Source organism: Streptomyces sp. NPDC006385 (assembly GCF_040612485.1).
Taxonomy (GTDB): domain Bacteria; phylum Actinomycetota; class Actinomycetes; order Streptomycetales; family Streptomycetaceae; genus Streptomyces.
The window spans coordinates 17,186-37,460 of the sequence record NZ_JBEXQG010000074.1 but is presented as its reverse complement, the minus strand read 5'-3'; the positions used below and the strand labels follow the sequence as shown (position 1 = coordinate 37,460).

The 20,275-nt window shown below is 71.2% G+C and carries 12 protein-coding genes and 1 pseudogene; 9 read left to right on the top strand and 4 right to left on the bottom strand.

Annotation, left to right across the window (positions count from 1 at the left end):
• Positions 1-15 precede the first annotated feature (15 nt).
• Complete coding sequence (locus ABZ078_RS36685; protein ID WP_356582670.1) at positions 16-1,443, top strand: FAD-dependent oxidoreductase; 1,428 nt, start codon at positions 16-18, stop codon at positions 1,441-1,443.
• A 52-nt stretch (positions 1,444-1,495) separates the two neighbouring features.
• Here the strand turns inward: ABZ078_RS36685 and ABZ078_RS36680 are convergent, their stop codons facing one another.
• Positions 1,496-2,152, bottom strand: a complete 657-nt coding sequence (locus tag ABZ078_RS36680) for a GPP34 family phosphoprotein (RefSeq protein ID WP_356582668.1) — start codon at positions 2,150-2,152, stop codon at positions 1,496-1,498.
• Between the two features lie 221 nt (positions 2,153-2,373).
• Between ABZ078_RS36680 and ABZ078_RS36675 the strand changes: the two genes are divergently transcribed.
• Both ABZ078_RS36675 and ABZ078_RS36670 read left to right on the top strand, forming a co-directional pair.
• Complete coding sequence (locus ABZ078_RS36675) at positions 2,374-2,826, top strand: hypothetical protein (protein ID WP_356582666.1); 453 nt, start codon at positions 2,374-2,376, stop codon at positions 2,824-2,826.
• Positions 2,827-2,912: 86 nt separating this feature from the next.
• Complete coding sequence (locus tag ABZ078_RS36670) at positions 2,913-4,706, top strand: glycosyl hydrolase family 18 protein (RefSeq protein ID WP_356582664.1); 1,794 nt, start codon at positions 2,913-2,915, stop codon at positions 4,704-4,706.
• A 26-nt stretch (positions 4,707-4,732) separates the two neighbouring features.
• Here the strand turns inward: ABZ078_RS36670 and ABZ078_RS36665 are convergent.
• Both ABZ078_RS36665 and gabT read right to left on the bottom strand, forming a co-directional pair.
• Positions 4,733-5,497, bottom strand: a pseudogene (locus ABZ078_RS36665) (phosphatase PAP2 family protein); the annotation flags it as partial.
• 221 nt (positions 5,498-5,718) lie between these two features.
• Complete coding sequence (gene gabT, locus ABZ078_RS36660; protein WP_356582663.1) at positions 5,719-7,053, bottom strand: 4-aminobutyrate--2-oxoglutarate transaminase; 1,335 nt, start codon at positions 7,051-7,053, stop codon at positions 5,719-5,721.
• A gap of 229 nt (positions 7,054-7,282) precedes the next feature.
• Between gabT and ABZ078_RS36655 the strand changes: the two genes are divergently transcribed.
• The 3 genes from ABZ078_RS36655 (at position 7,283) to ABZ078_RS36645 (ending at position 13,107) form a co-directional block, all read left to right on the top strand.
• Positions 7,283-9,676 (top strand): ATP/GTP-binding protein, encoded by a 2,394-nt coding sequence (locus tag ABZ078_RS36655; protein ID WP_356582661.1) that lies wholly within the window; start codon positions 7,283-7,285, stop codon positions 9,674-9,676.
• Between the two features lie 127 nt (positions 9,677-9,803).
• Positions 9,804-11,480: a PucR family transcriptional regulator gene (locus ABZ078_RS36650; RefSeq protein ID WP_356582659.1), complete on the top strand. Its 1,677-nt coding sequence runs from the start codon at positions 9,804-9,806 to the stop codon at positions 11,478-11,480.
• A 181-nt stretch (positions 11,481-11,661) separates the two neighbouring features.
• Positions 11,662-13,107 (top strand): aldehyde dehydrogenase family protein, encoded by a 1,446-nt coding sequence (locus ABZ078_RS36645; protein WP_356582657.1) that lies wholly within the window; start codon positions 11,662-11,664, stop codon positions 13,105-13,107.
• Between the two features lie 212 nt (positions 13,108-13,319).
• On the opposite strand, the gene ABZ078_RS36640 is transcribed toward ABZ078_RS36645, so the two are convergent.
• Positions 13,320-16,157 carry a glycoside hydrolase family 3 C-terminal domain-containing protein gene (locus ABZ078_RS36640; protein WP_356582655.1) on the bottom strand — a complete coding sequence of 946 codons (2,838 nt, stop codon included), beginning with the start codon at positions 16,155-16,157 and terminating at the stop codon, positions 13,320-13,322.
• A 381-nt stretch (positions 16,158-16,538) separates the two neighbouring features.
• Between ABZ078_RS36640 and ABZ078_RS36635 the strand changes: the two genes are divergently transcribed.
• Genes ABZ078_RS36635 through ABZ078_RS36625 form a run of 3 tightly spaced genes read left to right on the top strand, consistent with a single transcriptional unit; the run spans position 16,539 to position 20,244 of the window.
• Positions 16,539-18,227, top strand: a complete 1,689-nt coding sequence (locus ABZ078_RS36635) for an extracellular solute-binding protein (protein ID WP_356582653.1) — start codon at positions 16,539-16,541, stop codon at positions 18,225-18,227.
• Positions 18,228-18,253: 26 nt separating this feature from the next.
• On the top strand, positions 18,254-19,294 hold the full coding sequence (locus tag ABZ078_RS36630) for an ABC transporter permease subunit (RefSeq protein WP_356582651.1): 1,041 nt from the start codon (positions 18,254-18,256) through the stop codon (positions 19,292-19,294).
• Entirely contained in the window at positions 19,291-20,244 is a 954-nt protein-coding gene (locus ABZ078_RS36625; protein ID WP_356582649.1) for a carbohydrate ABC transporter permease, read from the top strand. The genes ABZ078_RS36630 and ABZ078_RS36625 overlap by 4 nt, the downstream gene beginning before the upstream one ends.
• The last annotated feature ends 31 nt before the right edge of the window (positions 20,245-20,275 follow it).

Below are 20,275 nucleotides of genomic sequence, written 5' to 3'. Positions count from 1 at the left end.
TAGGGAGTTGAAATCATGGCCCCAGGCGCCATGAGTCGTGGCAACAACTGGACGAAATCCCTTTCCGAAGCCCAGCCGGTCCCGTACTGGCTGGACGACCCCGGCAGGCCCCACCCCGAACCCGCCCTGACCACTTTCGAGACCTGCGACCTGCTGGTCGTCGGCGGCGGCTACAGCGGACTGTGGACCGCGCTCCTCGCCAAGGAGCGCGATCCGCAGCGGGACGTGGTGCTGCTCGAAGGCCGCGAGGTGGGCTGGGCCGCCTCGGGCCGCAACGGCGGCTTCTGCGCCGCCTCCCTCACCCACGGTCTGCCCAACGGGCTCACCCGCTGGCCGGACGAGATCCACAAGCTCCAGGAGCTGGGCGCCCGCAACCTCGACGAGATCGAGGAGACGGTCGCCCGCTACTCCCTCGACTGCGACTTCGAGCGCACCGGCGGGATCGATGTCGCCACGGAGACGTACCAGGCGTGGGAACTGCGCGACTGGTACGAGGAGATGGAGCGCCGGGGCCTCGCCGGCGGCGTGGAGTTCCTGGACGCCGAAGCGGTGCGGGAACAAGTCGACTCACCGACGTTCCAGGCGGGCCTCTTCGACCGCCGGGGCGTGGCCATGCTCAACCCCGCCAAGCTGGTCTGGGGCCTGAAGCGGGCCTGCCTGGACCTCGGCGTCCGCGTCTACGAGCACACCCCCGCCCTCACCCTGAAGCCGTACGGCGCCGGCATGGCCGTACGCACCCCCTACGGCCGGGTCCGCGCCCGCGAGGTCGCGCTCGGCACGAACATCTTCCCCAGCCTGATCAAGCGCGTCCGCGCCTACACGGTCCCGGTCTACGACTACGCCCTGATGACCGAGCCGCTGAGCGCGGAGCAACTGGCGTCGATCGGCTGGAAGAACAGACAGGGACTCGGGGACAGTGCCAACCAGTTCCACTACTTCCGCCTCTCCGCCGACAACCGCATCCTCTGGGGCGGCTACGACGCGATCTACCCGTACGGCGGCCGGGTGCGCGCCGAGTACGACGACCGCCCGGAGACGTACGCCAAGCTCGCCGGGCACTTCTTCACCTGCTTCCCGCAGCTGGAGGGCATCCGCTTCACGCACGCCTGGGGCGGCGCGATCGACACCTGCTCGCGTTTCTCGGCGTTCTTCGGGACGGCCCACCAGGGCAAGGTGGCGTACGCGGCGGGCTTCACGGGCCTCGGTGTCGGCGCGACCCGGTTCGGCGCGGACGTGATGCTGGACCTGCTGGCGGGGGAGCGCACGGAACGCACCCAGCTCGAAATGGTCCGCAAGAAGCCGCTCCCCTTCCCGCCGGAGCCCTTCGCGTGGACCGGCATCGCGCTCACCAAGTGGTCGCTGGCCCGCGCCGACGCGCACGGCGGGCGCCGGAACCTGTGGCTGAAGGCGATGGACCGACTGGGTCTCGGCTTCGACAGCTAGCGGCCGTACGGCCGCGAGACCTTGCTCGACGCCGTTCAGGTGACGACGCGCATCAACTGTGCGTCGTCACCATGATCACGGCCACCATCGCCGCCTGCATCTCCTTGACCGCGGTACGGACACTCTCACCGGCCCACTGCCCCTGCGCGATCTCCTTCATCCGCGCGGAGACCTCCTTGCGGGGCAGGCCGGGGAAGGCCAGGCCATGCAGACGCGCCCCGTGCAGCAGGGCCACCAGGCCGGCCGTGCGGTCGTCGGGCTCGGCACCCCGCAGGACGAGGGCCGCGAGCCGTGCGCGCAACTCGCGCTCAGGAGCGTCGTCCACCTGCGGGAACCGGCGGACGGGCACCACGCCCAGAACTCTGCGCTGCTCCTCGCTCACGAGGCCGCGCGCGCGGAGACTGGCCACGGTGGCGGCCACAGCCTTGTCGTGGTCCTTGGTCAGCCACTCCGTCACCTTGGGCGGCCTCCTCCTGCGCGCCGTCCACGACGCGATGAGCGGCAGCCGCTCGTCCAGCAGCGGGACTCCGGTCGGTGCTGTGTCGGCCACGGTCATCCGCCCCCCGTCCACGGACAGCCGGCCCGCCATGACGAGTTCGAGAACCACACCGCCGGCCACTGCCCATCCGACGGCCTGCCGTTCCTTCACCGCCCCGGACTCGTCATCCAGCGAGAGCAGCATGACTTCCTCGGCCAGGGTCACCGGCATGCCCGTACCTCCTTTGTTCGGCCAACCCGACAAGACGCGTGGAACGGCACGTCGAGTTCCCGACCCGGGGAAGCCGTACGGCCCAGGGCCGGCCACTGCCAAATCCAGTGTGATCCAACTCACTTGGAACTGTGGGAGAGAACCCGCGTAATGGCCGCCGGGTGACCTCCCTCTCCCTCGTGACGCGATCGGCGTCCACCACAGAAAGGGAGATCACCGTCATGACAGGGGCGAAGACAGCGGTGGAGTGGCTGGTATCCGCCGCTCCGGATCCCGATGCCTGCCGCTGGGAGTGGGAACGCAACCCCCTCGGGGTCGCCCTGCTGCCGGCCGGCAAGGCCTGGGACGTACTCATCCTGCCGGCCGAGCTCGGCTATCCCACGCTCGACGTCCTCACCCGCGTCCTCGACCAACTGGGCCCGGTGCTGGTCGACTTCGGCGACTCGCGCATGGGCTTCTTCGTGCCGCCGGGCACGGCCGCCCGCTGGCTCGGCACCGGGATCCGTACGGCCGGAGCCGGCACCTGGATCGTCGTCCCGTACCCGGGCCGCTCCACGGGCGGCGTGCGCTGGCTGGTCCCGCCGGACGGCACCGGCACCCTCACCGACCCGGCACTCCTCGAACTGGCCATGCACGAGGCGGCGGCGGGACTGGCGGCGGAGGGGGAGGGGTAGCCTGCGCGAACCCTTGACAGGCAGATTGGTCTGGACCAAGTTGTGGGCGGCTCCACCCTCCCATTCCCCCACACCCGGAGGCACTTGTGGATCGCTCCAGACCCCTCGCCTTCCTCACCGCCGCGGCCTTGGTCCTGCCCGGCGTCACCGCGCTCTCGTCGGCCGCCCGTGCGGCCGACGCGGACCTCGTCCGCAACGGCGGTTTCGAGTCCGGCCTCGACGGCTGGACCTGCACGACCGGTACGACCGTGAACTCACCGGTGCGCAGCGGCGGTTCCGCGCTCCAGGCGACCCCGGCCGGCGCCGACAACGCCCGGTGCGCCCAGACGGTGACCGTGAAGCCGGACTCCCGGTACACGCTGTCCGGATACGTCCGCGGCTCCTACGTCCACCTCGGCGCGAGCGGCACCGGCACCACCGACGTCTCCGCCTGGACGCAGTCGGGCCCCGTCTGGAACCAGCTCACGACGACCTTCCGCACCGGCCCCGCCACGACCCGGGTCACCGTCTACACCCACGGCTGGTACGGGACGGGCGCCTACCACGCCGACGACATCTCGCTCGTCGGACCGGGCGGGGAGGCCGGACAGCCGCCCGCAGCCCCGACCGGCCTGAAGACCGGCGCGGTCACCTCCTCCAGTGTCGCCCTGTCCTGGACGCCGGTGCCGGGCGCGACGAGCTACGCCGTCCACCGCGACGGCGCCAAGGTCCAGACGGTGAGCGGCCCTGCGGCGACGATCGGCGGACTCTCGCCCTCGACGGCGTACGGCTTCCAGGTCACCGCCGTGAACGAGGCGGGTGAGTCCGCACGGTCGGCCACGGTGACCGCCACGACCACCGCCCGGCCGGGCGGCGGGGGCGCGGACCTCCCGGCCCATGCCCTGGTCGGCTACCTCCACGCGAGCTTCGCCAACGGCTCCGGCTACACCCGCCTGGCCGACGTCCCCGACAGCTGGGACGTCATCGACCTGGCCTTCGGCGAACCGACCTCGGTCACCTCGGGCGACATCCGCTTCGCGCGCTGCCCCGCCACCGAGTGCCCGAACGTCGAGAGCGACGCCGACTTCAAGGCCGCGATCCGGGCCAAGCAGGCGGCCGGCAAGAAGGTGCTGATCTCCATCGGCGGCCAGAACGGCCAGGTGCGGCTGACGACCACGGAGGCGCGGGACACCTTCGTGACCTCCGTCTCGAAGATCATCGATGAGTACGGCCTCGACGGCCTCGACATCGACTTCGAGGGCCACTCGCTCTCCCTGAACGCCGACGACACCGACTTCAAGAACCCGAAGACACCGGTGATCGTCAACCTCATCTCGGCCCTGAAGACCCTGAAGGCGAGGTACGGCGACGACTTCGTCCTGACGACGGCGCCGGAGACGTTCTTCGTCCAACTCGGCTACCAGTACTACGGCACCGGCGAGTGGGGCGGCCAGGACCCGAGGGCCGGGGCGTACCTCCCGGTCATCCACGCCCTGCGCGAGGACCTGACACTCCTGCACGTCCAGGACTACAACTCGGGCCCGATCATGGGCCTGGACAACCAGTACCACTCGATGGGCGGTGCCGACTTCCACATCGCCATGACCGACATGCTGCTCACCGGCTTCCCGGTGGCGGGCGACCCGGAGAACGTCTTCCCGCCCCTGCGCCCCGACCAGGTGGCGATCGGCATGCCCGCCTCGACCGACGCGGGCAACGGCCACGTCCCCCCGGCCGAGGTCACCAAGACCCTCGACTGCCTGACGAAGAGGACGAACTGCGGCTCGTACACCACGCACGGCACCTGGCCGGCGCTGCGCGGTCTGATGACGTGGTCGATCAACTGGGACCGGTACGGCGGCTGGGAGTTCCGGCGGACGTTCGACGGCTACTTCCGCTGAGGACGGCCTCTTCGGCCGAGGAACAGCCACAGCGAGGTGAGCAGCACCGTGCACAGGCACCAACTGGCCACGACGTCCAGCGGCCAGTGGTAGCCACGCCGGACCAGGCCGAAGCCGACGCCGAGATTGAGGCCGGCGCAGACGACGAGCAGGGCGCGGCGGGCCGGGGCGGAGCGCAGGCACGGGAGGAGCAGCAGGGCCGCGGCGCCATAGGCGACGGCGGCCGTGGCCGTGTGGCCGGAGGGGTAGTAGCCGGTGGCGGGCGGTACGGCCGGGGTGCCGGGACGGTCGGTCAGCAGCTTGACGGGGACCACCAGCGCCGGGACCACCGCCATGAGCAGGGCCGCGGAGGAGGCCGGGCGCCACCAGAGGTGTGTACCAGTGCGGCGATGCCGCCAGGTGACGTACGCCAGCGCGACGGCCAGGACCGGGACCGCGACCTGCACGTTGCCCAGATCGGCGAGGAGTTCGGAGAAGCGGTCCGGATGCACCAAGGCCCGGCTGACCGCCGCGTCGACGTCCAGCAGTGGGCCGTCGGCCACGACCTGCCAGGTGATGAGCGCGAAGAGGAGGGCGGGAAGCCCGAGAAGGAGGAAGAGGGAGGTCGGCCGCCCCGGAACAGGGGGGGTGGTTCCGAGGCGGCCGTCCGGATCGGATGGTCGCGCGCCCCGGGGGGTTTGGGGCGGGCGACTGTCCGATCGGTGAGGAGATCCGGAGCCGGAGGCCCCGGTTGTGTGCGCGAGGGCACGACCAGGTCGAAGCTGGGGAGGCCTCGGCCCGATGTCACCCAGAGTCCCCTCCGGGCGGGGTGTATCTCTCATCTGGTTAGAACCTACGACAGCGGGAGGGCGTTAGACAGACGGAATCGCATCCTGCCATCCACCTCGCACACCTTCTTCACACGCTCTGACGACAGCCGCCCCAGCCCCGGAACCGCGGACGGTTCCAGAGCTGGGGCGGATGAGGCCACCGGGACGGGCTCGCGCCGCTCACCAGTGGTTTCGCTGGGGCCTCAGATGCGGGCGAAGGTCTGCTCGATGATGTCGAGGCCCTCGTTCAGCAGGTCCTCACCGATGACCAGCGGAGGCAGGAAGCGCAGCACGTTGCCGTAGGTGCCACAGGTCAGGACCAGCAGGCCCTCGGCGTGGCAGGCCTTGGCGAGCGCGCCCGTCGCCTCCGGGTTCGGCTCCTTGGTCGCGCGGTCCTTGACCAGCTCGATGGCGATCATCGCGCCACGGCCGCGGACGTCGCCGATGATGTCGAACTTCTCGGCCATGGCCCCGAGGCGGGCCTTCATGATCGCCTCGATGTGCTTCGCCCTGGCGTTGAGGTCCAGCTCCTTCATCGTCTCGATCGAGCCCAGGGCGCCGGCACACGCGACCGGGTTGCCGCCGTAGGTGCCGCCCAGGCCGCCCGCGTGCGCGGCGTCCATGATCTCGGCGCGGCCGGTCACGGCGGCGAGCGGCAGACCGCCCGCGATGCCCTTGGCGGTCGTGATCAGGTCCGGGACGATGCCCTCGTCCTCGCACGCGAACCACTGACCCGTACGGCAGAACCCGGACTGGATCTCGTCGGCGACGAAGACGATGCCGTTGTCGGCGGCGAACTGCCGGATCGCCGGGAGGAAGCCCTTGGCCGGCTCGATGAAGCCGCCCTCGCCGAGGACCGGCTCGATGATGATCGCGGCGACGTTGTCCGGGCCGACCTGCTTGGTGATCTGGTCGATGGCCTGCGCGGCGGCCTCCGGGCCGGCGTTCTCCGGACCGGTCGGCCAGCGGTAGCCGTACGCCACCGGCACCCGGTAGACCTCGGGCGCGAACGGGCCGAAGCCGTGCTTGTACGGCATGTTCTTCGCGGTCAGCGCCATCGTGAGGTTGGTGCGGCCGTGGTAGCCGTGGTCGAAGACGACGACCGCCTGGCGCTTGGTGTACGCACGGGCGATCTTGACGGCGTTCTCGACGGCCTCGGCGCCGGAGTTGAACAGCGCCGACTTCTTGGCGTGGTCACCGGGGGTCAGCTCGGCCAGCGCCTCGGCGACGGCGACGTACCCCTCGTAGGGCGTGACCATGAAACAGGTGTGGGTGAAGTCGGCGAGCTGCGCGGTCGCCTTGCGTACGACGGCCTCGGCGGACGCGCCGACGGACGTCACCGCGATGCCCGAGCCGAAGTCGATGAGCCGGTTGCCGTCGACGTCCTCGATGATGCCGCCGCCGGCGCGCGCGGTGAACACGGGCAGCACGGAGCCCACGCCCTGCGCGACCGCGGCGGTGCGGCGGGCCTGCAGCTCCTGCGACTTCGGGCCGGGGATGGCGGTGACGACGCGGCGCTCCTGCGGAAGTGCGCTCATGAGGGGCTCCTGGGGTCTTGCGGACGCTTGTCTTGTCTTTTCTCGCAGGCTAGGGCGGCACGTGGGGGGTGGGCATGCTCCATGTGGGCGTTGTCGGCCGGACGGGTTGTCCGTAGTGGACATGGCGTTCGTGAGGACGCCCGGCCGCGTAAGCGGTGAACTCCCCAGGCGAGGGCGTTAGATTGGCTCGCTGATGGTGGATGGAACGGCTGGTCAGGGGGCAAGGGCGATGGACAGCGACGGGACGCAGGACGCGCGGGGCACGCACGCGACGCCTGTGCCGCGCCCGGCGGTGCCGCCGGAGGTCCCCGCGGTGCCGCCGCGGCCGACGCATGCACCGGGTGCGTCCGTGGCCGACTGGCTCAACGAGACCCGGGCCGACGCCGGACCCGGCATCTGGCGCTTCGGATACCGGGCGCCGAAGGCCGCGCTCGCGGAGCGGGTCAATCCGATGACCGTCGCCGGCATGCTGATCCCGCTTGCTCTGGCGCTCGTGGTGTGGTCTTTCTGGCGGCGCGGCGCGATCCCGTACCAGTTCGTGATCCTGCGGATCTTCACCCCGGACGACTGGTGGTGGGGCGGCACGCTGGCTTCCCCCAAGCGGTTGGAGGGCCAGGCCCTTGAGTATCCGGGGGTGGAGGCCCTGGAGGTGTACAGCGGGATCTTCTTCGCCGTGCTCGTGTACGCGGTGGGCCGGCTGGGGAGCTGGCCCGCTGTCGTCCGCCATGTCGTCGGCGGCAGACCTCAGCCGGCTCGTGCGCTGCTGGCCGCCCTGGGCGCCCTCGTCACCCTCAGCTTCGTCTTCCCGGACGCCTTCCCCCTCGTCGGATGGGACGCGCTGCCGGTGGTGAACCCGTTGTTCTCCCTCATCGCGCTGATCAGCGGCGGGTACGGGGTCTACACCTCGCCATGGGCCACGGACGCCCTCTACGCGCTCATCACCGCCCTCGTCCTGTGGCCCTTCGCCCGGATCGGCGGCTGGTGGCCCCTGGCCCGGACCCTGCTCGCCGCACGCGGCCGTGCCGCGCGGGACCAGGCCCCGGCGCCCGTCGACGAACAGACCCGGGCCCGCTGGCCCGAGCTGCGGGAGGCCGGTCAGCACCAGGCCGCGGACCTGCTCACCGCCGAAGTGCTCGCGGGACGGATGAACGACGTGGACTGCGCCCGCGTCGAGCACGGCTGGGGCCGGGCCCGGAGCCAGGGGCGGGTGGCCGGCTTCACGGACGTGGTGCTGCGTCAGGGTGCCGCCGCGTTCGCCCATCCCTCCGGCGCCCGGGACCTGCCCGGCCGCGCCGCCCGGCACGACCTGCTCACGGGGCAGGTGCGCATCGGACAGTGGGCTCCCGCCGAGCGCACCCCACCGGCATACGGCGGCGCGGGCGCGGCCCTCGATCGGGACACGCTCGCCACGTCGCTGCTGGTCGTCGGGCCGTCGGGCGCCGGCAAGACCCGGCACGTGATCGCCCCGGTGGTGGAGTCCCTCGCGCTCCAGGCACTCACCGGCCGCTGCGCGGTCGTCGTGGTGTGCGCCGCGGGCGCGGCGGTCGGGGCGGACTCGTCGTACGACGTCGTGGTGCGCATCGGCGACCCCACGTCCGTGTACGACCTCGACCCCTACGCGGATGCCGAGGACCCCGACGAGGCGGCCGGGTTCCTCGCCGAGGCGCTGGCCGGGGACCTCGACACCGTCGGGGCCGAGCGCGCCACCACCACCCTCGCCCAGCTTCTGGGCCCCTACCGGGCGGCGCACGGCCGCTTCCCCGCCCTGCCCGTCCTGCGGGAGCTGCTGGAAGGGGGCCGAGCGCCCCTGTCCGAGCTGCGCGAGCGGCTGGCCGACGACCGGCACACCGCGATGCGCCGTGAACTGGAGGCCCGCGTCCGGCAGGCCGGCACCCCCGGCGACCTCGGACCGGTGCTCGCCGACCGGCTCGCCCTGCTGGACCGGCCCGCCTTCGCCGAGTTCTTCGGCTCGGGCGGCGAGACGAACCGCCCGTTCTCGCTGCGCGCTGTCGCCCACCACCCCCTGCGGGTCCGCATCGACCTGCCCGAGCGCGGTCACGAGGAGGTCTCCCGCCTGATCGCCCGGCTGGTGCTGGCCCAGTTCGCCGGGGTCGTGCGCGAAGGAGCACGCGACCACTTCGTCAGCCTGGTCCTCGACGACGCCACCGGTACGGTCACTCCCGAGTCGGTACGCCGGATCCAGCGGCTGCGCTCGCAGAACGCCGGTGTCGTGCTCGCGTTGCGCACGGTCTCCGACGTGCCCGAGGTCCTCCACGGACCGTTGTACGGGGCGGTCGGCTGCCGGATGGCCCTGTCCGGGGTGACGACCTGGGACGGCAGCCGCTTCGCCGACGCCTGGGGCACCGAGTGGGTGGAGACCAAGGACGTCGCCCAGCACACGGTGTTCGCCGATCAGCCGATGACCCGGGCGATGCACGCCCTGCGCAAGCTGGTGACCGGCAAGGCGGTGACCACGGAAGCCGTCACCGTCCGCCAGGTCGAGCGGGAGCGGTGGTCCGCTTCCGAACTGGCACACGCGCTACCACCGGGGCACGCGGTGCTCTCACTGACCACCGTGAAGGGCGAACACGCGGCGCCCATGCTGGTGGATCTGAGGGGCTAGGTGCCGGACTTCCGGGCACTTCTCGACCGTACGGTGAGGCAGAATCGTCACAGGTCGTTCATACATGGCGGCCAAAAGATCAAGACGATCACGACGACCACACAGACGGACCCGATCTGAAGGCCTCATGCCACCCACGCTCGCCTCGCTCGTCCACCACTCCGCGCTCAAGCTGACCGTGCGTGCGGGCGGGGACCGCCTGGACGTGCCCGTGCGCTGGGCGCACGTCAGCGAGCTCGCCGACCCCGTCCCCTACATGGAGGGCGGGGAGCTGCTGCTCGTCACCGCGCTCAAGCTGGACGCGGAGAACCCCGAGGCGATGCGCCGCTATGTGCGGCGGCTGGTGGGCGCGGGCGTGGTCGGGCTCGGCTTCGCGATCGGCGTCAACTACGAGGAGATTCCCAAGGCGCTGGTCGACGCGGCGGAGGAGGAGGGGCTGCCGCTGCTGGAGGTGCCGCGCCGTACGCCCTTCCTCGCCATCAGCAAGGCGGTGTCGGCGGCGATCGCGGCGGACCAGTACCGGGCGGTCACGGCGGGGTTCGCGGCACAGCGGGAGCTGACCAAGCAGGCGCTGACCGCGGGGCCGGAAGGGCTGCTGGCGGCACTGGCGTCGCAGGTGAACGGCTGGGCGGCGCTGTACGACGCCTCCGGTGCCGTGGTCGCGACGGCGCCGGAGTGGGCCGGGCGGCGGGCGGCACGGCTCACGGCGGACGTGGAGCGGCTGCGGGAGCGGCCCGCGCCGGCGTCGTCCGTGGTGGGCGGGCCGGAGCACGAGGACCGGGTCGAGCTGCACACCCTGGGCACGGGGCGCCGGCCGCGCGCGGCGCTCGCCGTGGGCACGGCGGCGGCACCGGGCACGGCGGAGCGGTACGCCGTCCACTCGGCGATCGCGCTGCTGACGCTGACGACGGAGCGGTCCCGGTCGCTGCACGCGGCCGAGCAGCGGGTCGGGGCGGCGGTGCTGCGCATGCTGCTCGCCGGGGAGCCGGACCACGCGCGGGCCGTCGCGGGAGATCTGTACGGAGACCTCCTGGACGCGCCGTTCCGGGTGATCGTCGCCGAGGCGGCGTCGGTGTCGGCGGCGCGGGTGGTGGACTCCGGGGCGCGGGTGACGCTCGGCCGGCCGTCGGCCGCGGCGCTGGCCGTCGTCTCCGAGGGTGCGAACGGTGATCCGCTCGGTGCCCTCACCGAGATCGTGGAGTCCGCGGCCGCCCGGGCCGGGGAGGCGGTGCTCGTGGTGCCGGAAGGAGAAGGGGAGACGGCGCGGCTGGTGATGCTCGCCGTGGACGGGGGTGCCGCGGTGGCGGCGTGCGCGGAGCACGCGGCGGCGCTGGAGGCGGCACGCGCGGGGGCCGTACCGGAGGGGCACGCCGACGAGGACGAGCTGGTCGTGGGGCTCTCGGCGCCGGCCGGGCCCATCGCCGCGGCGGCGGCCTACAAGCAGGCCGAGCAGGCCGTGTCGGTGGCCCGGCGGCGAGGGCGGGTGTGCGTGGAGCACGAGCAACTGGCCGCGGGGTCGGTGCTGCCGCTGCTCGCCGACGACGCGGTGAAGGCGTTCGCGGACGGGTTGCTGCGGGCGCTGCACGAGCACGACGCGACGGGGCGCGGGGATCTGGTCGCCTCGCTGCGGGCGTGGCTGTCGCGGCACGGTCAGTGGGACGCGGCGGCCGCGGATCTGGGCGTGCATCGGCATACGTTGCGCTACCGGATGCGGCGGGTGGAGGAGATCCTGGGGCGGTCGCTGGACGACGCGGATGTGCGGATGGAACTGTGGCTGGCGCTGAAGGCGACGTCGGCCGAGTAGACGGTTTTCGCCCCCGCCCGGCGGGGGCGAGATCTCCCGGCTCGCACCCCCCACCCCGCCAAACCGGCGCACCCCCCACCCCCACCACTCCACCCCGGACAAACGCCCCTCCGCCCCCGCCCCCCTACCGTGGACCCCGACACACCAGGACACCCCCAACGCGGAAGGGCCGGGAAATCACATGACTTCCACTTACGCCTTCTGGCTCGCCGGCCGCCAGGTCGGCGGCGAGGACAGCTTCGATGTGACCTCCCCGTGGGACGGGCGGACCGTCGGCAAGGTGAGCGTGCCGACGGACGCGCAGATCGAGGAGGCCGTGGCCGCCGCGTACGCCGTCCGCGAGGACTTCGCCGCGACGCCGGCCCATGTGCGTGCCGCCGCCCTCGACCACGTCAGCAAGCGGCTCGTCGAGCGGACCGAGGAGATCGCCCGGCTCATCTCCGCCGAGAACGGCAAGCCCATGAAGTGGGCCCGCGGCGAGGTCGGCCGTGCCGTGTCCGTGTTCCGGTTCGCGGCCGAGGAGGCCCGGCGGTTCAACGGCGGTGAGGCCCAGCGGCTGGACACCGACCCCGGCGGCCAGGGGCGTCTCGCCCTCACCCGCCGCTTCCCGAAGGGTGTCGTGCTCGGGATCGCGCCGTTCAACTTCCCGCTCAACCTCTGCGCCCACAAGGTCGCCCCGGCCATCGCCGCCGGCGCGCCGATCATCCTCAAGCCCGCGCCGGCCACCCCGCTGTCCGGGCTCGTCATCGGTGAGCTGCTGGCCGAGACCGACCTGCCGGCGGGCGCCTGGAGCATCCTCCCGGTCCCCAACGACCGTATGCCCGCGCTAGTCCAGGACCCGCGCCTGCCCGTGATCTCCTTCACCGGCTCGGAGAAGGTCGGCTACGCGATCATGGACTCGGTGCCCCGCAAGCACTGCACCCTGGAGCTGGGCGGCAACGGCGCGGCGGTCGTGCTCGCCGACTACGCCTCCGACGCGGACCTGGACCGGGCCGCCGGCCGCATCGCCACCTTCTCCAACTACCAGGGCGGCCAGTCCTGCATCTCCGTGCAGCGGGTGATCGCGGACGCCTCCGTGTACGACCGCCTGCTGCCGCGCATCGTCGCCGCCGTCGAGGCCCAGGTCACCGGCGACCCCAGCGACGACGCGACCGATGTCGGGCCGCTGGTCAGCGAGGAGGCCGCCCAGCGTGTCGAGGCGTGGGTCGACGAGGCCGTCGACGCCGGGGCGAAGCTCCTCACCGGTGGCAAGCGCGACGGCGCCTCCTACGCGCCGACCGTCCTCACCGACGTACCGGCCGGCGCCACCCTCGCCTGCGAGGAGGTCTTCGGTCCCGTCCTCACCGTGCAGAAGGTCGACGGGGAGGCCGCCGCCTTCGCCGCCGTCAACGACTCCAAGTACGGCCTCCAGGCGGGCGTGTTCACCCACGACCTGCAGGCCGCCTTCCGCGCCCACCGGGCACTGGAGGTCGGTGGCGTGGTCGTCGGCGACGTCCCCTCCTACCGCGCCGACCAGATGCCGTACGGCGGTGCCAAGCAGTCCGGTGTGGGTCGTGAGGGCGTGCGGTTCGCGATGGACGACTACACCTACGAGCGGGTGCTGGTCCTGACCGGGCTCGCTCTGTGAGCACCCCGTGAACGGACGGCCGGAGCCCGCTGTGCGGGGGCTCCGGCCGTCGGTCTTTCTCGCCGGGTTTCCCGAGGATCCGGAATTCCCTGGCTAATGGGAACCATTTTCATGTATGGTCGTGGCTGACGCGAGATCGCCGTCCCGAAGGGGCCCGGCACCGATGCCTTCCGGTGCCGGGCCCCTTCTCATGGCCGGCCTCTTCCGGACCCTCAACCGGAGAAGCCGACGTGCGCGAGCCGCAGCGTGCCGCGCAGCCTGAGGTGGACGTCGTGGACGCCCTCGGCGATGATCCCGGCGCTCAGCGACGCGTAGGCGTACGGGCCCGCCTCCGACGCGTCCGACGTCAGTACGGCGAGCACCGGGCCGCCGTCCAGCGACACCTCGACCGCGCCGTCTCCGGACACGGTCGCCGTCACCTCCGTGACGCCGTCCCCGAAGTCGCAGTCCCGGTAGACCAGTTCTCCCGCCTCGCCCCGCAGCGGCGTCACCGCGTCGCCCGAGGTCTTCGTACGGTCGACGATCGCGATGCCGCTGTGCGTGTCGAAGTCGGCCGCCTCCAGGCCGCGTTGCCGAACGGGACGCGGCGCGGCGGCCTCACCGTCCAGGATCAGCGTCGTGCGCAGCCGGATGTCCTCGCTGGAGGCGCCGGCCAGCACCTCGTACGGGCCGGGCTCGCGGCGCCATCCGCTCCGCGCGACGTCCCAGAAGTCGAAGGCGGACAAGGGGACTTCGAAGGTGAGCGTCGCCTTCCCGCCGGGCTCCAGCCGCACCCTGCTGTGCGCCACCAGTTCCCGCCGCGGGCGCGGCACCGTCGGCTCCACGGCGCGCGTGTAGAGCTGGGCGACCTCGTCGGCCGTCACGTCGCCGGTGTTGGTGACCGTGAAGGAGACGTGCAGCGCGTCGTCCGCCACCCGGGTGTCCAGGTCGCCGTAGGCGAAGGTCGCGTACGACAGGCCGTGCCCGAACGGGAACAGCGGGGTCCCCTCGAAGTACAGGTACGTCTGCCGGCCGCCGATCACGTCGTAGTCGAGGAGGTCGGGCAGGTCGGCGTCGTCGGCGTACCAGGTCTGCGGGAGGCGGCCCGCGGGGGAGACGTCGCCGGCCAGGATCCGGGCCAGGGCGGTGCCGGCCGCCTGGCCGCCGTGCGCCGTCCACAGCATCGCCGGCACCTCCGCGTGGTCGACCGCGTACGGGTACGCCGACACCAGCGCCAGCACCGTGTTGGGGTTGGCCGCGCGGGCGGCGCGCAGCAGGCGCTCCTGGTGGGCGGGGAGGGCGAGGGTCGTGCGGTCCTCGGTCTCACGGCCGTTGATGTGCGGATCGTTGCCGGCGACCACCAGGACCACGTCCGCCTGTGAGGTGACCCTGGCCACCGCGTCCTCGCCGCGTTCGACGACGATGAGCTCGAAGATCTCCCCGTCCGCTTCGGCAACCTTGACGCCGTCGGCGGCGACAGAGACGTGGAGACCCGTACCGATGTGCCGAAGGAGGTGTCCGTTCTCGTGCGGTTCCAGGCGGAACGTCTCCTGGACGACCCAGCCTCCGGGCTGGTCGGCGGAGGCGCGGACACAGCCGTCCTCGGCGACGGACAGATAGCGGCCGTCGGGGGCGCGCAGGGTCAGCACACCCTCGCCCCAGTCGACGAGGGCGAGTTCGGTGCCGGTCGGCGCGGCGGTGAGCGGGGGCAGGTCCGTACGGCCGGCGAGCAGGGCCGGGTCGAGGGCGCCCTCCGCGCCGCGCACCGCGTCGGCGGCGTCGGCCTCGGGGACGTGCAGGAAGGTTCCGGCCGAGGTCTTCAGCAGGACGCGGTCCACGCCCTCGGCGAACTCCACGCGGTCCGCGCCGAACCGCTCGTACAGGCCCTCCAGCGGGGTGGAGCGGTGGATGAGCGTGCCGCTGTACCAGTCGAGCTTGCACTCGTCGGCGAGCAGGCCGACCACCGCGAGCCGGGTGTCCTGGGCGAGCGGGAGCAGGTCGCCGCTGTTCTTCAGCAGTACGACGGCCTGCTCGGCGGCCTCCTGGGCGAGGGCGCGGTGCGCCGGGGTGTCGAAGTCCTTGGTGAGCGCGTGCGGGTCGTACTCCGGGTCGAACTCGCCGAGCCGGAAGCGGACCGAGAGCTGGCGGCGGATCGCCGTGTCGAGGTCCGACTCGGTCAGCAGCCCCCGCTCCAGGGCGCCCCGCACGCGTGCCGTGATCTCCGAGCTGTCCGTGCCGTGGTCGGTGAAGCTGTCGACGCCGGCCAGCAGCGAGGCGGCCGTCGCCTCCTCGTGGGTGTCGAAGTAGTGCTCGGAGTCGACCAGGTTGGAGGGCGCGCCCGCGTCCGAGCAGACCAGCAGGTCCTCGTCGGTCCAGGCGCGCAGGTGCTCGCGCAGATACGGCGAGACGTGGTTGGGGCGGCCGTTGACCAGGTTGTACGCCGGCATGACTCCGGCCGTCGCGCCCGCCTCGACCGTCTCGCGGAAGGCGCGCAGGTCGTACTCGTGCAGGACGCGCGGGCGGACCGAGCTCGACGAGGTGGACCGGTCGGTCTCGTTGTTGTGGGCCAGCCAGTGCTTGAGGACGGGCGCGGTGCGCCAGTAGGTCGGGTGGTCGCCGCGCAGGCCGCGGGTGTAGGCGGTGGCGATGGCCGAGGTGAGCTTCGGGTCCTCCGAGTAGCCCTCCTCGTTGCGGCCCCACAGGGGGTGGCGCAGGAGGTTGACGGTGGGGGACCAGACGTTCAGTCCCACGCGGTCGTCGCGGGCGCGCATCGCGCGGGTCTCCTTGGAGACGGCCTCGCCGACCCGTCGTACGAGATCGGTGTTCCAGGTCGCGCCGAGGCCCACCGCCTGCGGGAAGACGGTGGCCGGACCCATCCACGCCACGCCGTGCAGGGCTTCCTGACCGGTGCGGAACGCGTCGACGCCCAGCCGCTCGACCGCGGGCGCGAACTGGTGCAGGAACCCGATCTTCTCGTCGAGGGTGAGCCGCGACAGAAGGTCGTCGATGCGCTTCGCGAACGGCAGTCGCTGATCGCGGAAAGGCGGCGTAGGCGTCGTGTGTGCGGTCACTTGGGGATCCCCTTGCGATGGTGCGGCGAGGCGCTTTCGAAGCGCTTCGATGCTCATTCGACCGAGGGGCGGGTGTCAAGACACCCCGGCGCAACAACTCCGACTCCTGACCGTTATTTCAAGCGTCGTAAGAGTGCGGTCGGATCCTCCACACCTCGGAGGAATCTTGGAATCGACCCTTGTGCGCCCCCATGCCTTCACTTAACCTCGCAGCAACATCGAAGCGCTTCGACTACGCCGACAACGAGGCTCGCCCGCTTCCGGGACGGGTGCTCCTCGGCAGTGGTCGCAGGACCGCTTCAGCTCAGCCAGTTCCACTTACGACACCGCAGCCGACGGCCCACCGCCGGGTGTCCAGGTGCGCCATGAAGGGTTGACGCAATGACGCCGAACGCCGCCTCCGCCTCCTCCGGACCCAGCCGGAGAAGCTTCCTCGCCTCCACGGCGGTCGCCACCGCAGCGGTGGCCGGTGGAATGCCGCTGCTCGCCGCCTGCGGCGGTGGGCAAGAGGGCCGGAAGGAGGGCGCCACGTCGGGCAAGGACGCCGCGAAGATCCTCCCGGCCTTCGTCGCATCGAACGTCGTGACCCCGGACATCCCCTCGAAGAACGGCTCGCCGGCCGGCTTCACCAAGGCGATCCCGGCGGCCGAGCTGAAGACCTCGGTGCCGCAGAAGCTGGGCAGCGGGGGCAAGCTGAAGATCATGGCCCCGTTCTGGGGCACCCCGCCGAAGGGCGACAACCCGTACTACACGGCCATGAACAAGGCCATCGGCGTGGACATCACCTGGCAGAACCAGGACGGCGTCACCTACGACCAGAAGCTCGGCGCCGTCCTCGCCTCCAGCGAGATCCCCGACGTCGTGGTGGTGCCCGACTGGAACCTCACGGGCCGCATACCCACCGCCATCAACGCCAAGTTCGCCGACCTCGGCCCGTACCTGTCCGGTGACAAGGCCAAGGAGTACCCGAACCTCGCGGCCGTGCCCAGCGACGCCTGGCAGCGGGGCATCTTCGGCGGCCAGCTCCGCGCGATCCCGATGCCGAACTCCTACGTCACCGGCATGGCGGCCCTGTACCGCAAGGACCTCTTCGAGAAGGAGGGCTACACCGTCCCCAAGAGCCCCGACGAGTTCCTGTCCTGGGCCAAGGAGGCGACCAGGGCCAAGTCGAAGGTCTGGGCCTGCGACGACATGAAGTGGACGGCCCTCCAGGTCTTCGGTGTCCAGCCGGGCGGCGACAAGGCGCTGTGGTGGAACCTCGAAGGCGGCAAGCTCGTCAACCGCATCGAGACCGAGCAGTACCTGGAAGCCCTGGAGTGGACGCGCAAGCTCTACGCGGCGGGGGTGGTCCACCCGGACGCGGTCTCGGGCAAGGCGGGCGGCAGCGCGGGCAACCGCTTCACCGCGGGGCAGGTGTTGGTCTACAACAACAACATCTCCGACTGGTGGGGCAAGATGGCCGAACAGCGGACCCAGAACCCCGAGTTCGACATGGGCGCGATCGACGTCTTCGGCCCCGACGGCGGCGACCCCACGCTGTGGGCGGGTCAGCCGGGCGGCATGTTCACCTTCATCAGCAAGAAGGCGAGCAAGCAGCAGATCAAGGACTTCCTCGCGCTCTGCAACTTCTGCGCCGCCCCCTACGGCACCAAGGAGTTCATGCTCACCGCCTACGGCGTCGAGGGCACCGACTACACGGTGAAGGACGGCCTGCCGGTCAAGACGCAGCAGGGCATCAACGAGGTCAACAGCACCTACGACCTCACGGGCAACCCGGCACCGTACGTCGCCTACCCCGACTTCCCCGACATCACCCGGGGCATCGTCGAGTGGCAGCAGCGCATGGGCGCCTTCACCAAGAAGTCCTCCTTCTACGGGCTGACCGTCACCGAGCCCACCCGCTGGGCCAACCTCGCCGACGACTTCGAGCAGTTGGAGGACGACGTCGTGCGGGGACGCAAGAAGATCAGTGACGTGCAGCGGGCCGTGTCCGACTGGAAGAAGAAGGGCGGCGACGACCTGCGCGACTGGTACAAGAAGCTGCTCGACGACAACGGCTCGGCGAACTGACCGGCGGCCCAGGCAAGGAGAAGGCCGTGTCCCACAGCACGGTGCCTCGGACCAGGACCGAGGCGAAGACCCCTGCCAGGACTCCGGCGGCATCCGGTGGCGACACCGGACGCCGGACCCGTGGCGGGAAGGACTCGGGCAAGCTGAGCCTGAGGATCAGATTCAGGCGTGACCGCGTGCTGATCCTCATGACGGTGCCGGCGGTCCTGCTGATCCTGGTCTTCAACTACATACCGATCCTCGGCAACGTGGTCGCCTTCCAGGACTACGACCCGTACCTCAGCGAAAACGGCTTCGTCGCCATGTTCCAGAGCCCCTGGATCGGCTTCGAGCAGTTCGAGCGGATCTTCGCCGACTCGGCCTTCTGGCACGCGGTGCAGAACACCCTGGTCCTGTTCTTCCTCCAGCTGGTGCTCTACTTCCCGATCCCGATCCTGCTCGCGCTGCTCATCAACAGCGTGGTCAGGCCCCGGGTGCGGGCGGTCGCCCAGGCGGTCATGTATCTGCCGCACTTCTTCTCCTGGGTCCTCGTCGTCACCGTGTTCATGCAGATCTTCGGCGGCGCCGGCATCATCGCGCAGACCCTCCGCCAGCACGGCTACGAGGGCTTCGACCTGATGACCGACCCGGAGGTCTTCAAGTACCTGGTCACGGCCCAGAGCGTCTGGAAGGACGCGGGCTGGGGCATCATCGTCTTCCTCGCCGCGCTCTCCTCGGTCTCGAACGACCTGTACGAGGCCGCCGCCATGGACGGCGCCGGACGCTGGCGGCGCATGTGGCACATCACGCTGCCCGCCCTGCGACCGGTCATCGCCCTCCTGCTGGTGCTGCGCGTCGGCGACGCCCTCACCGTCGGATTCGAGCAACTGCTCCTCCAACGACAAGCCGTGGGTGTCCACGCCTCCGAGGTCCTCGACACCTACGTGTGGTGGAACGGCATCCGCAACCAGGACTTCAGCTATGCCGCCGCCGCCGGGCTCGTCAAGGGCGTGGTCGGACTGGCGCTCGTACTGGTCGCCAACAAGGTCGCACACCTCATGGGTGAGCAGGGGGTGTACAAGAAATGACCGCAGTCCTCGACACTCCGCCCGACGACGTGCCGCGCGTGAGGAAACCGAGCCGCTGGGCGGCCCCGCCCCGCCCGGTCTGGGAGGAGCCGCCCTCCAAGGCGGGAGTCGCGGGCAAGGGGATCGCCCTGTCCCTGGCCTGCCTGTCCATCCTCTTCCCGCTGTGGATCGTCATCGTCACCAGCCTCCAGTCGAAGAAGACCATCGACGAGGCGGGCGGCCTGGTGGTGATCCCCAAAGGCATCACCTTCATCGCCTACCAGGAACTGCTCAGCGGCGGCCAGGTCCAGAAGGCCGCCCTGGTCAGCATCGGCGTGACCGTGGTCGGCACCCTGTTCAGCATGACGGTGTCGGTCCTGTGCGCGTACGGCCTGTCGCGCAGCGGTTCGCTGGGCCACCGCTGGATCCTGGTGACGCTGCTGGCGACGATGTTCTTCGGCGTCGGCCTCATCCCCACCTACCTGCTGGTGCAGGCCCTCGGCCTGACGGACACCTATCTGGCGCTGATCCTGCCCAGCGCCGTGAGCGTCTTCAACATCCTGGTGCTGCGGGCGTTCTTCATGAACATCTCCCAGGAGCTGGTCGACAGCGCCCGCATCGACGGCGCCGGTGACTGGCGGATCCTGTGGAAGATCGTGATGCCGCTGTCCCGGGCGGTCCTCGCGGTGATCGCCCTCTTCTACGCCGTGGGCTACTGGAGCGCCTGGTTCAACGCGTCGATCTACCTGACCGACCAGGACATGATGCCGCTGCAGAACGTGATGATCCAGCTCGTGCAGATGCAGCAGCGCCCGGTGGGCCTCCAGGCACAGATCAACACCGGTCAGCTCTCGCCGCTCGCGATCCAGATGGCGGTGATGGTGATGGCCCTGCTGCCGGTGGCCGTCCTCTCCCCCTTCGTCCAGAAGCACTTCAAGAAGGGCATGCTCACCGGGGCCGTCAAGGGCTGATCGGCGCCCGCGAGCATCGGCGTGACCGTGG

Bases quoted from the DNA above. Each gene is read 5' to 3' on its own strand.
- ABZ078_RS36685 (WP_356582670.1), top strand. From the start codon at position 16: ATGGCCCCAGGCGCCATGAGTCGTGGCAACAACTGGACGAAATCCCTT.
- ABZ078_RS36680 (WP_356582668.1), bottom strand. From the start codon at position 2,152: ATGCCGGTGACCCTGGCCGAGGAAGTCATGCTGCTCTCGCTGGATGAC.
- ABZ078_RS36675 (WP_356582666.1), top strand. From the start codon at position 2,374: ATGACAGGGGCGAAGACAGCGGTGGAGTGGCTGGTATCCGCCGCTCCG.
- gabT (WP_356582663.1), bottom strand. From the start codon at position 7,053: ATGAGCGCACTTCCGCAGGAGCGCCGCGTCGTCACCGCCATCCCCGGC.
- ABZ078_RS36655 (WP_356582661.1), top strand. From the start codon at position 7,283: ATGGACAGCGACGGGACGCAGGACGCGCGGGGCACGCACGCGACGCCT.
- ABZ078_RS36650 (WP_356582659.1), top strand. From the start codon at position 9,804: ATGCCACCCACGCTCGCCTCGCTCGTCCACCACTCCGCGCTCAAGCTG.
- ABZ078_RS36645 (WP_356582657.1), top strand. From the start codon at position 11,662: ATGACTTCCACTTACGCCTTCTGGCTCGCCGGCCGCCAGGTCGGCGGC.
- ABZ078_RS36635 (WP_356582653.1), top strand. From the start codon at position 16,539: ATGACGCCGAACGCCGCCTCCGCCTCCTCCGGACCCAGCCGGAGAAGC.
- ABZ078_RS36625 (WP_356582649.1), top strand. From the start codon at position 19,291: ATGACCGCAGTCCTCGACACTCCGCCCGACGACGTGCCGCGCGTGAGG.